Source organism: Shinella sp. H4-D48 (assembly GCF_022637395.1).
In the GTDB taxonomy this organism is placed as follows: Bacteria; Pseudomonadota; Alphaproteobacteria; order Rhizobiales; family Rhizobiaceae; genus Shinella; species Shinella sedimenti.
In genome coordinates this window covers 645,146-658,020 of record NZ_CP093337.1, presented here as the reverse complement: position 1 = coordinate 658,020, position 12,875 = coordinate 645,146, and the positions used below count along the sequence as shown (strand labels likewise).

At 60.9% G+C, this 12,875-nt stretch carries 13 protein-coding genes; 3 read left to right on the top strand and 10 right to left on the bottom strand.

Going from position 1 to position 12,875, the window contains the following annotated elements:
• Positions 1–2: 2 nt before the first annotated feature.
• Positions 3–398: a hypothetical protein gene (locus MNR02_RS03140; protein WP_241948051.1), complete on the bottom strand. Its 396-nt coding sequence runs from the start codon at positions 396–398 to the stop codon at positions 3–5.
• Entirely contained in the window at positions 398–1,651 is a 1,254-nt protein-coding gene (locus MNR02_RS03135) for a sarcosine oxidase subunit beta family protein (protein WP_241601863.1), read from the bottom strand. The genes MNR02_RS03140 and MNR02_RS03135 overlap by 1 nt, the downstream gene beginning before the upstream one ends.
• Positions 1,652–1,976: 325 nt before the next feature.
• Here MNR02_RS03135 and rpsU point away from each other — a divergent pair, with 325 nt between their 5' ends.
• A complete protein-coding gene (rpsU, locus tag MNR02_RS03130) occupies positions 1,977–2,204 on the top strand; it encodes a 30S ribosomal protein S21 (protein ID WP_134645949.1) in 228 nt (75 codons plus the stop codon).
• A 273-nt stretch (positions 2,205–2,477) separates the two neighbouring features.
• On the top strand, positions 2,478–3,317 hold the full coding sequence (locus tag MNR02_RS03125) for a tetratricopeptide repeat protein (RefSeq protein WP_241948812.1): 840 nt from the start codon (positions 2,478–2,480) through the stop codon (positions 3,315–3,317).
• 76 nt (positions 3,318–3,393) lie between these two features.
• On the opposite strand, the gene MNR02_RS03120 is transcribed toward MNR02_RS03125, so the two are convergent.
• The 6 genes from MNR02_RS03120 to MNR02_RS03095 form a co-directional block, all read right to left on the bottom strand.
• Positions 3,394–4,794 (bottom strand): NAD(P)(+) transhydrogenase (Re/Si-specific) subunit beta, encoded by a 1,401-nt coding sequence (locus MNR02_RS03120; RefSeq protein WP_241601862.1) that lies wholly within the window; start codon positions 4,792–4,794, stop codon positions 3,394–3,396.
• 10 nt (positions 4,795–4,804) lie between these two features.
• Positions 4,805–5,215, bottom strand: coding sequence for an NAD(P) transhydrogenase subunit alpha (locus MNR02_RS03115; RefSeq protein ID WP_241601861.1), 411 nt, complete (start codon positions 5,213–5,215; stop codon positions 4,805–4,807).
• Complete coding sequence (locus tag MNR02_RS03110; protein ID WP_241948050.1) at positions 5,215–6,369, bottom strand: Re/Si-specific NAD(P)(+) transhydrogenase subunit alpha; 1,155 nt, start codon at positions 6,367–6,369, stop codon at positions 5,215–5,217. Before MNR02_RS03110 ends, MNR02_RS03115 begins: the two co-directional genes overlap by 1 nt.
• Positions 6,370–6,454: 85 nt before the next feature.
• Positions 6,455–6,679: an aa3-type cytochrome c oxidase subunit IV gene (locus MNR02_RS03105; RefSeq protein WP_241601846.1), complete on the bottom strand. Its 225-nt coding sequence runs from the start codon at positions 6,677–6,679 to the stop codon at positions 6,455–6,457.
• Between the two features lie 254 nt (positions 6,680–6,933).
• Positions 6,934–7,707 carry a hypothetical protein gene (locus tag MNR02_RS03100; protein WP_241948049.1) on the bottom strand — a complete coding sequence of 258 codons (774 nt, stop codon included), beginning with the start codon at positions 7,705–7,707 and terminating at the stop codon, positions 6,934–6,936.
• A 168-nt stretch (positions 7,708–7,875) separates the two neighbouring features.
• Entirely contained in the window at positions 7,876–10,185 is a 2,310-nt protein-coding gene (locus MNR02_RS03095) for a bifunctional diguanylate cyclase/phosphodiesterase (protein WP_241948048.1), read from the bottom strand.
• A gap of 448 nt (positions 10,186–10,633) precedes the next feature.
• Between MNR02_RS03095 and MNR02_RS03090 the strand changes: the two genes are divergently transcribed.
• Entirely contained in the window at positions 10,634–11,413 is a 780-nt protein-coding gene (locus MNR02_RS03090; RefSeq protein ID WP_241601841.1) for a gamma-glutamyl-gamma-aminobutyrate hydrolase family protein, read from the top strand.
• Between the two features lie 6 nt (positions 11,414–11,419).
• On the opposite strand, the gene MNR02_RS03085 is transcribed toward MNR02_RS03090, so the two are convergent.
• Both MNR02_RS03085 and MNR02_RS03080 read right to left on the bottom strand, forming a co-directional pair.
• Complete coding sequence (locus MNR02_RS03085; protein WP_241601840.1) at positions 11,420–11,827, bottom strand: hypothetical protein; 408 nt, start codon at positions 11,825–11,827, stop codon at positions 11,420–11,422.
• Between the two features lie 80 nt (positions 11,828–11,907).
• Complete coding sequence (locus tag MNR02_RS03080; RefSeq protein ID WP_241948047.1) at positions 11,908–12,873, bottom strand: 2-hydroxyacid dehydrogenase; 966 nt, start codon at positions 12,871–12,873, stop codon at positions 11,908–11,910.
• Positions 12,874–12,875 lie beyond the last annotated feature (2 nt).

The following is a 12,875-nucleotide window of genomic DNA, read 5'->3' as shown; positions in this document are numbered from 1 at the left end:
GTTTAAAGCTCCGGTTCCGTCACAAACGAGCCCGGTTCCTGATCGCAAAGTCGCTGTCCCATGGAGACGAAAGGCACAAGCCGGTAAAGCAGTTGCGCGCTATCCTCATAGGGGGCCAGCACATTCGTTATTCCGAGATTGGCAACACTCATCGCAAGAAGGTTTATGTCGATGTTGTAGGCCCGCTCCATCTCGTCGCCCGGGATGAAATAGACCACCCGCTTGCCAAGCATTTCGACGCACCCCAGCATCCCCCTCTCTGCAACGAAAGGCCAGTTCTGCTCGCCCGCCGCCTTGTGGATCGACTGAAGACGGAAATCGTCGGGTTCGGGAATGATCGAACCCACCGGCATTACACCGGCCGTCATCAGCAATCCGGCGGCGAGCGCCACGTTCATCAGTGTGCCACGGCCGCGGCCGCTGCCTCGTCGATGAGGCGGCCGGTGCGGAAGCGGTCGAGCGTCAGGCCGGCCGCCAGCTTGTGCGGCTCGCCCTTCGCGATGAGATGCGCGAAGAGATGCGCCGAACCGGGCGTCGCCTTGAAGCCGCCGGTGCCCCAGCCGCAATTGACGAAGAGGTTCTTCACCGGCGTCACGCCCTGGATCGCCGAACGATCAGGCGTGTTGTCGGTGATGCCGCCCCACTGGCGCATCATCTTCACACGACGGAACATCGGGAAGAGTTCGCAGATGGCATCCAGCGTATGCGTGATGATCTGCAGGCCCCCGGTCTGGGAATACGAATTGTACTGGTCCGTACCGGCGCCGATGACGAGTTCGCCCTTGTCCGACTGCGAGATATAGGCATGCACCGAGTTGGACATGACCACGCACGGGAAGATCGGCTTCATCGGCTCTGAAACCAGAGCCTGGAGCGGCACCGAATGCAGCGGCAGCTTCACGTCTGCCATCGACAGGATGACCGAGTTATGGCCGGACGCCGAAACCGCTACTTTCTTGGCGCCGATGAACCCCTTCGAGGTCTCCACGCCCGTCACGGCGCCGTCGGGCCCGCGGCGGATGCCCTTCACTTCGCAGTTCTGGATAACATGCACGCCGCGATCCGACGCCGCACGGGCATAGCCCCATGCAACAGCATCGTGCCGAGCCGTACCGCCGCGGCGCTGGAGGGCGGCACCATTGATGGGGTAGCGCGCGGAGGCCGAAATATCGAGGACCGGAACGAATTCCTTCGCCTGCTGGGGCGTCAGCCATTCGTTATCGATGCCGTAGAGGCGGTTGGCATGAATGTGGCGGCCGAAGGACTGCTTGTCGTGCACGTTGTGCGACAGCATCATCACACCGCGCGGCGAGTACATGACGTTGTAGTTGAGGTCCTGGCTCAGCCCTTCCCAGAGCTTGAGCGAGTGCTCATAGATATCCATGCTCTCGTCATAGAGATAGTTCGAGCGGATGATGGTCGTGTTGCGGCCGGTATTGCCGCCGCCGAGCCAGCCCTTCTCGATCACGGCGATGTTGGTGATGCCGTGCTCCTTGGCGAGATAGTAGGCTGCGCCCAGGCCGTGGCCGCCGCCGCCGACGATGATCACGTCGTATTCCTTGCGCGGCTCGGGCGAGGTCCACTGCGCCTCCCACCCCTTGTGGCCGCGCATCGCCTCCCGGGCGACGGCGAAAACCGAATATTTGCGCATCCCGTATCCTCAATATCTCGCCGGTCGCGCCGGCTGTTTCCTGCCCCGATAAAAAGCAAATCCTGGCGTTTCGCGCCGTATCCTTTGCGACGCATTCAGGCGCACCTTGTACCACATGCGACATGGCCCGCATCCGCCCTTTGCTGGGGATTTATGACGGCGCCATGCAAATATCCTTAACACGCGCCGTCAGAGGCTGGACTTTCCTCAGACGATCTGATATCCGACCCGCCAATTGCCGGCCCGTTGGGCTGAGCGAACGTCATCCATTTGCCTCGCGACCAGTACTCGCATGGCTTACAACAACCAAAGGAACGGGATTCTCGTGCAGGTACTTGTCCGCGACAACAACGTTGATCAGGCTCTCCGCGCTCTCAAGAAGAAGATGCAGCGCGAAGGCATTTTCCGTGAAATGAAGATGCGCGACTATTACGAAAAGCCGTCTGAGAAGCGTGCACGCGAGAAGGCTGAAGCCGTCCGTCGCGTTCGCAAGCTCGCTCGCAAGCGTGCGCAGCGCGAAGGCCTCGTCAGCGCACGTCCGGGCGCCCGTTAATCGGCCGTCATTTCGACGTTTTCGGATGCAAGACCGGGCGGGGGCGAACATATCGCCGCCGCCTTTTTTGACGTGAACGGATCTTTTTTCACCCTTATGAAAGACGTTCCGTGCAATTTCGGGCGCACCCGCTACAATTACCCGCCGGAATTGCTGACAAAGCCGTAGCGGTTTCCTTGCGCATGAGGCGCGAGAGAAGCTTACTTTGAGGATTCGCACTTGAATATGGCTGCATCTACCGGGTTTCTGAACAATCGCTTTCCCGCCGCTGACATGCGTCGCTCCCTGATGGCCGCGGTTGCCGCGACCTCGCTCGCCGTTCTTCTGGCGGGCTGCCAGTCAACGACCTCGACGGATGTCCTCAAGGTCGAACGCGCCCAGGGATCGCAGCAGAATATCGCGTCGCTTTCGGCCGTGATCGCCGCCAATCCGCAGGACCCCGAAGGCTACAATGTGCGCGGTTCGGCCTATGGCCGTGCTGGTGAAAACCGCCGGGCCCTGGACGACTTCAACCGGGCGATCGAGCTCAATCCGCGTTTCTACCAGGCCTATGCGAACCGCGCGCTCGTGCAGCGCAGCCTCGGCGATCAGGCGCAGGCGGTCTCCGACTACAACACCGCGCTGCAGATCAACCCGCGCTATGACGTGGCCTATATCGGTCGCGGCAATCTGTACCGCCAGGCCGGGCGCCTGGACGATGCGTTCCGCGATTTCAACCGCGCCATCGAGCTCGATACGACCGATCCCCGCGCCTATCACAATCGCGGCCTGATCTATCAGGCCCGCCGCCAGCACCAAAAGGCGATCGAGGACTTCTCGAAGGCCATCTCGCTGTCGCCGAACTCGGCTGAGCCCTATAACGGTCGAGGCATTTCCTATGCGGCGCTGGGCGACGACGACAACGCGTTCTCGGACTTCAACACGGCCATCGGCCTCGACGGGAAGCTATCGGAATCCTGGGCAAACCAGGCGCTGATCTACGAGCGCCGCGGCGAAATGGCCAAGGCTTCCCGTTCCTACTCGCAGGCGCTGCGCCTCGATCCCAACTACAAGCCGGCCAAGGATGGCCTCGCCCGCACGCGCGGCGCCGGCAACAAGCCCCAGCCTGCCTGACAAGGCTGTCGCCCTTCCCAAACAAAAGCCCGCGAGATGATCGCGGGCTTTTTCATTCCGGGCTGGTTTGAACCGCTTAGTGGTTCATCGCCTTGACGATATCGTCCGTCATCTTCTTGGCATCGCCCAGCAGCATCATCGTGCCATCCTTGTAGAACAGCGTATTGTCGATGCCGGCATATCCGGAGCCGAGCGAACGCTTGACGAAGAGGCAGGTCTTGGCCTTGTCGACGTCAAGGATGGGCATGCCGTAGATCGGCGAGGACTTGTCGTCGCGCGCGGCCGGGTTCGTCACGTCGTTGGCGCCGATGACATAGGCCACGTCGGCCTGTGCGAATTCCGAGTTGATATCCTCGAGTTCGAACACTTCGTCATAGGGCACGTTCGCTTCGGCAAGCAGCACGTTCATATGGCCGGGCATGCGGCCCGCGACCGGATGAATGGCATACTTGACCTCGACGCCGTTCTTCTTGAGAGCGTCTGCCAGTTCACGTACCGCGTGCTGAGCCTGGGCAACCGCCATGCCGTAACCGGGCACGATGATCACCTTGCTGGCATTCGCCATGAGGAAGGCCGCATCGTCGGCCGAACCCTGCTTGACCGTGCGCTGCACGCCGTCATCGCTTGCCGCCGCACCGCTATCGCCGCCGAAACCGCCCAGGATGACGGAAATGAACGAGCGGTTCATGCCCTTGCACATGATATAGGACAGGATCGCACCCGAGGAGCCGACCAGCGCGCCCGTGATGATGAGAGCGAGGTTACCCAGCGTGAAGCCGATACCGGCCGCCGCCCAACCCGAATACGAGTTGAGCATGGAGACGACGACGGGCATGTCGGCGCCGCCGATCGGTACGATCAGAAGCACGCCGAGCGCCAGCGCCAGGATAACGATCAGCCAGAAATCGAAATGGCTTTCCGACAGGGTCAGTCCGACGATGAAGACGACTATCGCTGCCAGCAGCGCGATGTTGATCACATGCCGGTAGGGCAGCATGATCGGCTTGCCGGACATGCGCCCGTCGAGCTTCAGGAAGGCGATGATCGAGCCGGTGAAGGTGATCGCGCCGATGGCCGCACCGAGCGCCATTTCGACAAGCGCCTGGCCATGGATCTCACCGACCTGACCGATGCCGAAGGACACCGGCGAATAAAGCGCGGCAGCGGCGACCAGCACAGCGGCAAGGCCGACGAGCGAGTGGAAGCCGGCGACGAGCTGCGGCATCGACGTCATCGGGATCGAGCGGGCGATATAGGCGCCTGCACCGCCGCCGATGGCAATGCCGAGCACTATGAGCACGAGACCGCCGAAGGACGGCGTTGCCAGAAGCAGCGTCGTGCCGATGGCGATGCCCATGCCGATCATGCCGAGCATATTGCCGCGCCGGCTGGTCGTCGGGTGCGACAGGCCGCGCAGTGCCATGATGAAGAGTACCCCGGAAACGAGGTAGAGGAAGGCTGCGAAGTTCACGTTCATCTGGCCGCCCTCACTTCTCTTTTTTCTTGTACATCGCCAGCATGCGCTGGGTGACGAGGAAGCCGCCAAAAATATTGACGGAGGCGAGGATGAGCGCGACGAAGCCGAAACCCGTCGCAACACCCGAAAGCGAGATGCCGACAGCCAGAAGGGCACCGACCACGATGACCGACGAGATGGCGTTGGTAACAGCCATCAGCGGCGTATGCAGCGCGGGCGTTACTGACCAAACCACGTAGTAGCCGACAAAGATCGACAGCACGAAGATCGCGAGGCGGAAGACGAAGGGATCGATCGCCCCGCCGGAAATGCCGTGCGCAGCGGCAGCGGCCGCATCCGGCACGTATTCGGACGCCGTACGAACGGCTTCCACGGCGCGTTCAAGATCAGTGATTGCCTTGTCGAGAAGTTCGTTCGCCATCACTTGCCCTCCCCTTGCTGAACCGCACCTCCGAAGTTCGGATGCACAACGGCGCCGCCGTTGGTCAGCATCGTCGCCTTGACGAGTTCATCCTCGACATTCACCGAAACCGATTTCGTTTCCTTGTCGACCATGGTCTCAAGGAACGTGAGAAGGTTCTTCGCGTAAAGCGCGGAGGCGGAGGCCGCGATACGGCCCGGCACGTTGAGATAGCCGATGACCTTCACGCCCTCGACCTCGACGACCTTGCCGGGCTCGGCGCCTTCCACATTGCCACCGCGTTCGACGGCAAGATCGACGGCAATAGAACCGTTGCGCATGGCGGCCAGCATCTGGCGGGTCACGAGGCGCGGTGCCGGACGGCCCGGAATAAGCGCGGTCGTGATGACGATATCCTGCTTGGCGATATGGTCAGCCACGAGGGCTGCCTGCTTCGCCTGATACTCTTTGGACATTTCCTTGGCATAGCCACCAGCGGTTTCCGCGGCCTTGAACTCGTCGTCCTCGACGGCGATGAACTTGGCACCGAGGGAAGCGACCTGCTCCTTGGCGGCCGGACGGACATCTGTCGCGGAAACGGCCGCACCGAGCCGGCGGGCGGTGGCGATGGCCTGCAGACCGGCAACGCCGGCGCCCATGACGAAGACCTTGGCGGCCGGCACCGTGCCGGCGGCGGTCATCATCATCGGCATGGCGCGGTCGAATTCATGGGCTGCATCGATGACGGCCTGATAGCCCGCAAGGTTCGCCTGCGAGGACAGGATATCCATCGACTGGGCGCGCGTGATACGCGGCATCAGTTCCATGGCAAAGGTGGTGAGACCGGCATTCGCCATTTCGGCGATGGCAGCTTCGTTGCCGTAGGGATCCATCGTAGCGATGACGACGGCACCGGGCCTGTAGGTGGCGATTTCACCGGATGAGGGCCGGCGCACCTTGAGCACCACATCGGCGGATCTCGCCTCTTCGGCCCCGACGATGCGCGCACCGACAGCTTCATAGTCGGCGTCGAGAATTCGGGATCGAAGCCCCGCTCCGGCCTCTACGAGCACATCCAGCCCGAGGCCTTTCATTCTCTTCACGGTTTCCACGGAAGCCGCGACACGACCTTCTGCCGTATCACTTTCACGCGCTACAAAAACACACTGACTCAAACCGTGGTCCTCCCCCCGAGACTGGCCGTGTTGGATCGCGGCGCCGGATGGCGCCGGAACAAGCTGCGGTATTGCAGATGTTGGATTAACGAAGCAGGAAGAAACCGGCGACGTTGAGAATGATGAAAAGCAGGAAGGCGCTGAAGAAGCCGGCGCTGGTGAAGAAACCGGCAGCCATGGCGATCAACAGCGCAACGCAGATCAGCGTGCCGTACTTGGCGCCCGCGATGAAGAGACCGTAGGTCTTCTCGTGCTCGGGATAATCCATCGGAGCGCCCATTTCGATCGGTCCGGTATGATGTTCAGCCATAGTCACCTTCTCCTAAGCAGCCACGCTCGCCAGCCGGAAATCCCCCATCCGATGAGCGCTTATAACCATCGGGCCTGCGAAGCGGCCCGGCTCTTCCCCAAGCGCCAGAAGCGCACGTTGTTCAGGCCATACACAATGGATCGCCAAAGCGCAACGGCAAGGGGAACTTAGCCTTTGCCACTTTCCCCTTCCGGAAACGATGCAGGCCGGTTTCAGGTGAAACCGGCCTGCACTGCGACATAAAGGCGCAAGCATTACCCAGCGTAGGCGCCGCCCGACAGCTGTATCCGGCGATGGCTGTCGGCAAGGCGCGCCGTTGGCCGCACCGTCAGGGGGCTGAACGGCATATCTTCGCCACGGGCAAAGAGCATCCGCCGTTCGAAGGGTTCCGACTGGAAGAACGGAAAGCGGGCATAGAGCGAAGACCGCACGTCCTTGCAGCGCGTCGCCATCAGCATCAGGTCGATGATGAACTTGCCCTGGTTGCTTTTCGGCGAGGCGACGAAGTCACCGTCGAACACCCGCTTGTAGAAGGCCGCATGCGCGGGCTTCACCATCTGAAGCACGCGATCGGCATCGAAATAGTCGGCCGCCATCGTAGCCAGTCGCAATGTCAGATAGGGAATGGCGGGCATTTCGCTCCAGATTTCGGGATCGGCCGCCAGCCGCACCGGGTCGATCAGCGTCAGACCGGCATCGAGAAATGCCTTCGTCTCATCGGGAAACACCTTGCCCGACGAGGTCACGCGATGATCGGGCGTGACGTGGTGCAGGCGCACGGTCGAGATCAGGCGCTCTTCATAATAGATGCCGAACACATAGGCATGGCTATCGAAATCGACTTCGTCGATGAGGAGCGGCGTTTCCTCGCCCAGATGCATCACGCTGCCGGCCTTGTAGGCCTTGTAGCGGATACGGGCGATATCCTCCATGTCCTCGCTCGTCTCGACGCGGCGGTATTCCACCCCGTCGAGCAGCCCCAGCAGTTTCTCAGAAAAGCGATTGGCTACCGTTCCGACGCTCGCCATTGCCCAACACCCCCGAATACACACCGGCGATACGACATCCCCGGAATCGATAATCAGCGATATAAGACAATTTGTGTAAAATACCATTCATTAACCTTAATATATGGTTAACGCTAAATTTGCATAAACTGATGCACGCGGTGGGTTTTCAGGCCAAGGGAAGATGGATCAGGCGACGCGCCGCCCGCGACGGCGGGGCTCAGCCGGCTTGCGGGCCAGGCTTTCGTAGCGGTCACGGAGGGCATCGGGCGACATGGGCGCCGCGAAGACATAGCCCTGGACCAGATCCGCGCAGTGATACTTGTTGATAAGCGCGAGCTGCTCCTGCGTCTCGACGCCTTCGATGACGATCCGCAGCCCCAGTTCCCGCGACAGGTTGACCGTGCCGCGCAGCAGCTTGAAGCGGCGTGCGTCTTCGCCGATGTTGCGCACGAAGGACCGGTCGATCTTGATGACATCGAGCGGCAGCTGATCGAGATAGCTGAGGCTGGAATAGCCCGTGCCGAAATCGTCGATGGCGATAGTAATGCCGCGGGCGCGCAGTTCCTGCAGGATAGCCTGCACCTTGACCGGCTCTTCCATCAGGCAGCTTTCGGTAACCTCCAGATGCAGCCGATGCGGCGCAAGCCCCGCCGCCTCCAGCGCCTCCGAAACGACACCGATGATTGCCGTACCGCGCAGGTCCTGAACGGAGAGGTTGACAGAAACGCTCATATGCGACGGCCACGTCACGCAGTCGGCGCAGGCACGGTTGATCATGAATCGGGTGATTTCCGAGACGATGCCCATCTCTTCGGCGATCTGGATGAATACATTCGGCGCAACGGCGCCACGTTCGGGATGCGTCCAGCGCGACAGCGCCTCGCAGCATTCTATGCTCGTGCCGTCGGGCACGAACATCGGCTGGTAAGCGACGGAGAGCGCGTCAGCGGCAAGCGCCTCGCGAAGATCTTCCTTGAGCTTCTGGCGATCCACGTATCGCGCGTCCATCTCTTCTTCGAAGACGGTGACGCTGCCCTTGGCGCGGGACTTCGTCTCGAACAGAGCCAGGTCGGCGCGAATCTGCATTTCATCCAGCCGGAACTCATCGCTCGGCACCGTCACACATCCCGCGCTGAATGAGACAAGGAATGTCATGCCGTCGAATTCATAGGTGCCGCGCAGCTGCTCGTGGAAGCGACGCATGCGCGCTTCCAGATCGCGACGGTTCGCCTCATTGGGGAAGAAGAGGATGAATTCGTCACCCATCAGGTGGCTTACAATGATCTTGTCCACCGCCAGCCGCCGCAGCCGCTCGCTGATCGCGCACAGGAGGCGGTCACCCGTGATGTGGCCCTTCATGTCGTTGACATGTTTGAAGTCGTCGACATCGAGCACCATGAAGCCGACCATGCCGGGCTTCTTGCGCTCCGAAAGCGCATCCTGAACGAGATCGGCGAAATAGGCGCGGTTCGGAAGCCCGGTCAGGCTGTCATAGCGCACCATGTGGAGGATCTTCTTTTCCGCCCGAACACGCGCCGTGACATCCTCGAAAATCAGGACAGCGCCGCCGTTTTCCCGGCGCGCCGCGGTGAATTCGAGGTAAAGCCCTTCCCTCACCTGCAAGAGCGCCCGCGAGCGGTCGCCGTTCAGAAGCTCCTGGAGCTGGCGCAGGATAGCCTTGCTCTGCTCAAGGTTCAAAAACGTGTTGCGAACGCCATAGCGCAGCACGAGGTCGAGGTGGCAATCCTTCAGCCGTTCCTGGCTGCCGAGATGCAGAAGTTCGCAGGCACGCCGGTTGGCGACCAGAATGCGGTGGTCCGCGTCCAGCATGAAAAGGCCATGCGGCATGTTGTTGAGCGCCGTGTCGAAACGGTCCGCGATGGTCGCAAGGTCACGCGCCGCCAGCACGTTTTCGTAAAGGAACGTGCGAACGCCGTTGGCCATCGAACGCGTCGTCATCGCAAAGGGCAGAACCAGCGATGCGAGGACGGCATGATAGAAATCCTGCAGGGCCAGGAAGCCGACCGCAATCGGCAGGCAAGCCGCTAGAACCATGTAGTTTACGGTCCGGGGAGAGCCGTAGTTGCGACCGACGACCGAAACCATGGTGCCGAAAGTCACCGAGATACAGGCAATTTCCGCAAAGGCGTCGCGGCTGACCACAAGGCTGTAGCAGCACGCCGTGCCCAGCGCGAATGTCGTGCCGACGGCGCCGAGATTGTACCAGTTCTCCCAATAGCGAATGCCCGCCATGTCGAGCGCGGCTTTATGGGCCCGGTCGAAACGGCGCATGCCGCGCGCGCGCAGAGACCATATGAGCACGACCAGCGCGCTCCACAGCAGGAAGAACGGATCGGAAGTCTTGGCGAATACAAAGGAGAGCGTGATGACATGCGAAATCATGCCCACGAAAAGGGTCTGACGGTTTCCGTACAGCGAGCTGACGAACGACAGGTATACATCAGCCGGCAGTGTGTTTTGACCCTTATCCGTCATGGACTCGGCACTCCCTATGGCATGCGAGGGTTACCGGCCAAAATTTAATGAATGATTTCGGGAGATTACCCAATAACTGGGGACTCACTCGGCAATTTTCGCGTGCACCCCCAACGCGGAAAAGATAGTTTCAACCAAATATTGCAAAATAAAGGCCGAAAGTAAACATACTCAACCAGCCATAGGTTAAACTTGCAACTCTAGGCGTGAAAAAACGCGAAAGTATTTATTCAAAACGCATGGGAGTAATCGTCTAGTACAACCTGGATTCGCCGTTTTGTGGTTAACGATTATTTGCCGATGTACCCGTGAAAACTGGTGATCTCACAAACCAGCGCCACGCAGCAGGGAAACGGCCGTCGTCGTCATTTCGCCCGAAAAGAGGAATTGACTGAAACCAGATTTGATATCAAATCCTCTTTTGGTATTTCTTTTCCCGGAGCCCAGCATGTCGAAACCCGTCGTCGCCATTCCAGCCGATATCAGGGAGATCGAAGGCAACGTCTGGCAGGCAACCCCAAACCAGTATGTGCGTGCCGCCGTAAAAGGCGCTGATGTCACCGTCTTTCTTGTGCCGGCACTTGATGCGGACAATGACTTTGACGGCATCCTCGACCGGGTGGACGGGCTTCTGGTCAGTGGCTCGCGAACGAATGTGCATCCGTCGCTTTACGGCAAGGAGGCGACTGATGCAGAAGGGCCCTATGACCGCGCCCGCGATGCGACCAGCCTGCCGCTCATCAAGCGCGCGCTGGAGCGCGGTATTCCGTTGCTTGCCATCTGTCGCGGCATTCAGGAACTCAACGTTGTTCTGGGCGGCACACTTGCCAACGAGATTCAGGAACAGCCGGGCATGTGGGACCATCGCAAGCCCGATACGCCCGAACTCGACGTTGCCTACGGTATCCGCCAGAAGGTGATCGTCAAGGAAGGCAGCTGCCTTGCAGGCGTCGTCGGCACTGGCGAGATCCAGGTCAACTCGCTGCATCGGCAGGCCATTTCGGACATGGCACCGCGTCTGGCCGTGGAAGCGGTCGCGGAAGACGGCACGATCGAGGCGGTTTCCGTCATCGGCGCGAAGGCATTCGCGGTCGGCGTTCAGTGGCACCCGGAATACTGGGTCGGCTCCGATCAGCCGTCAAACAAACTGTTTGCGGCCTTCGGTGAGGCCGTTCGCGACTACGCCGCCGCTAGGCAGGGCATGGCGCGCCAGACAGCGGCCGAGTAGGCCGGCTCAGTCTGCCGCGACAAAGGTAACCATCGCATTTGCCGGCTCGACGGCCTCATAGGCCAGCCCGTCGCCATCGACAACAGTGAGAAGCGCTTCGCCACGCGCATCCAGCACATCGACCGTGCCGTCGCCGTTCTGCGTCCATGTCCGCGCGCCGGCAAGGCCGGGCCAAACGGCATCGCAGTCCGGATCAGCTGTAAAGCGCGTGCTGCGCCCCGAGATCGCCGCGCCACGTTCGGCAAGACAGGCCGTTTTCGCAACGGAATTGGTGATTGTGTAGCTGTGTCCGGCCGCACCAGCGGGAATGGAGCTCGAAACGATGGGATCCACGTCCGGTGTCCGGTCGCGACCGACAGCCCAGAGCCCCAGAGACACGACAGCGGCCAAAGCGGCGATTGTGAGTGTCTTCATGGAGATCTCCTTTGCACGATTCGACAGGAAAAGCATGCGCCCGCAAGCTTGCCGAATGGTTAACGAAGACTTTCCGGATACTAACCTGATTTTCGGGTAAAGGGCGTTTCCGGCACTGGAGTCAGGGCCTGCCCGCGATCGAACCACGCGATGAGATTATCGACGACCAGATCGGCCATCGCATCGCGCGTGGCGACCGAGGCCGAGGCGACATGCGGCAAAAGCGATACGTTCGGCAAATCGAGCAGGCCGTCGGGGACGTTCGGCTCGTCATAAAACACGTCGAGCCCGGCGGCAGCGATAACTCCGTTCTTCAAGGCAGCAACGAGCGCCGCCTCATCGACCGTCCAACCGCGCCCGACATTGATCAGCACGCCATTGCTGCCCAAAGCCTTGAGAACATCCGCATTGATCGTCCGATGCGTTTCCGGCGTCTTGGGAACGATGGCAATCAGGATATCGACGGCCTGTGCCAAGGCCGTCAGTGAAGAATGATACGTATAGGGTACACCCTCGCGCGGCTGGCGGGTGTGGTAGGCGATGTCGAGGCCGAAGCCCTCCAGCCGTCGTGCGATCGCCATGCCGATGCGCCCCAGACCGTAGATGCCGGCCTTGCGACCACGAAGGCTGAGCCGCGAGAGCGGAAAGGCCCCGTCGCGCTGCCAGCGCCCTTGGCGCAGCCACGTCTCGGCCTGCGGAAGACGGCGTACGGTATTGAGCAGCAGCCCGATCGCCGTATCAGCGACCTCGTCATTCAAAACGTCAGGCGTATTGGTCACGACGATGCCGCGTTCAGCAGCCGCCGACACGTCCACGCCATCATAACCGACACCAAAGCTTGAGATGATCTCCAACGCCGGCAAATGCGCGATCATCGCCGCATCGAGCCGCCCGGAAACAGCCACACCCGACACGGCTGCGGCTTCGGATCGCGCTACCAGAGCCGGGTCCGCACTGTCGATACGCACGATATCGAAGGCGTCTTTCAGGCGTTCAACCACGCGTTCACGGATGATGCCTGGAATAAGGATGCGCGGTCTGTTCATGA

Excerpts from the sequence above, each read along its gene's own strand:
- MNR02_RS03140 (WP_241948051.1), bottom strand. The coding sequence starts at position 398 with ATGAACGTGGCGCTCGCCGCCGGATTGCTGATGACGGCCGGTGTAATG.
- MNR02_RS03135 (WP_241601863.1), bottom strand. The coding sequence starts at position 1,651 with ATGCGCAAATATTCGGTTTTCGCCGTCGCCCGGGAGGCGATGCGCGGC.
- MNR02_RS03125 (WP_241948812.1), top strand. The coding sequence starts at position 2,478 with ATGCGTCGCTCCCTGATGGCCGCGGTTGCCGCGACCTCGCTCGCCGTT.
- MNR02_RS03120 (WP_241601862.1), bottom strand. The coding sequence starts at position 4,794 with ATGAACGTGAACTTCGCAGCCTTCCTCTACCTCGTTTCCGGGGTACTC.
- MNR02_RS03115 (WP_241601861.1), bottom strand. The coding sequence starts at position 5,215 with ATGGCGAACGAACTTCTCGACAAGGCAATCACTGATCTTGAACGCGCC.
- MNR02_RS03105 (WP_241601846.1), bottom strand. The coding sequence starts at position 6,679 with ATGGCTGAACATCATACCGGACCGATCGAAATGGGCGCTCCGATGGAT.
- MNR02_RS03100 (WP_241948049.1), bottom strand. The coding sequence starts at position 7,707 with ATGGCGAGCGTCGGAACGGTAGCCAATCGCTTTTCTGAGAAACTGCTG.
- MNR02_RS03095 (WP_241948048.1), bottom strand. The coding sequence starts at position 10,185 with ATGACGGATAAGGGTCAAAACACACTGCCGGCTGATGTATACCTGTCG.
- MNR02_RS03090 (WP_241601841.1), top strand. The coding sequence starts at position 10,634 with ATGTCGAAACCCGTCGTCGCCATTCCAGCCGATATCAGGGAGATCGAA.
- MNR02_RS03085 (WP_241601840.1), bottom strand. The coding sequence starts at position 11,827 with ATGAAGACACTCACAATCGCCGCTTTGGCCGCTGTCGTGTCTCTGGGG.
- MNR02_RS03080 (WP_241948047.1), bottom strand. The coding sequence starts at position 12,873 with ATGAACAGACCGCGCATCCTTATTCCAGGCATCATCCGTGAACGCGTG.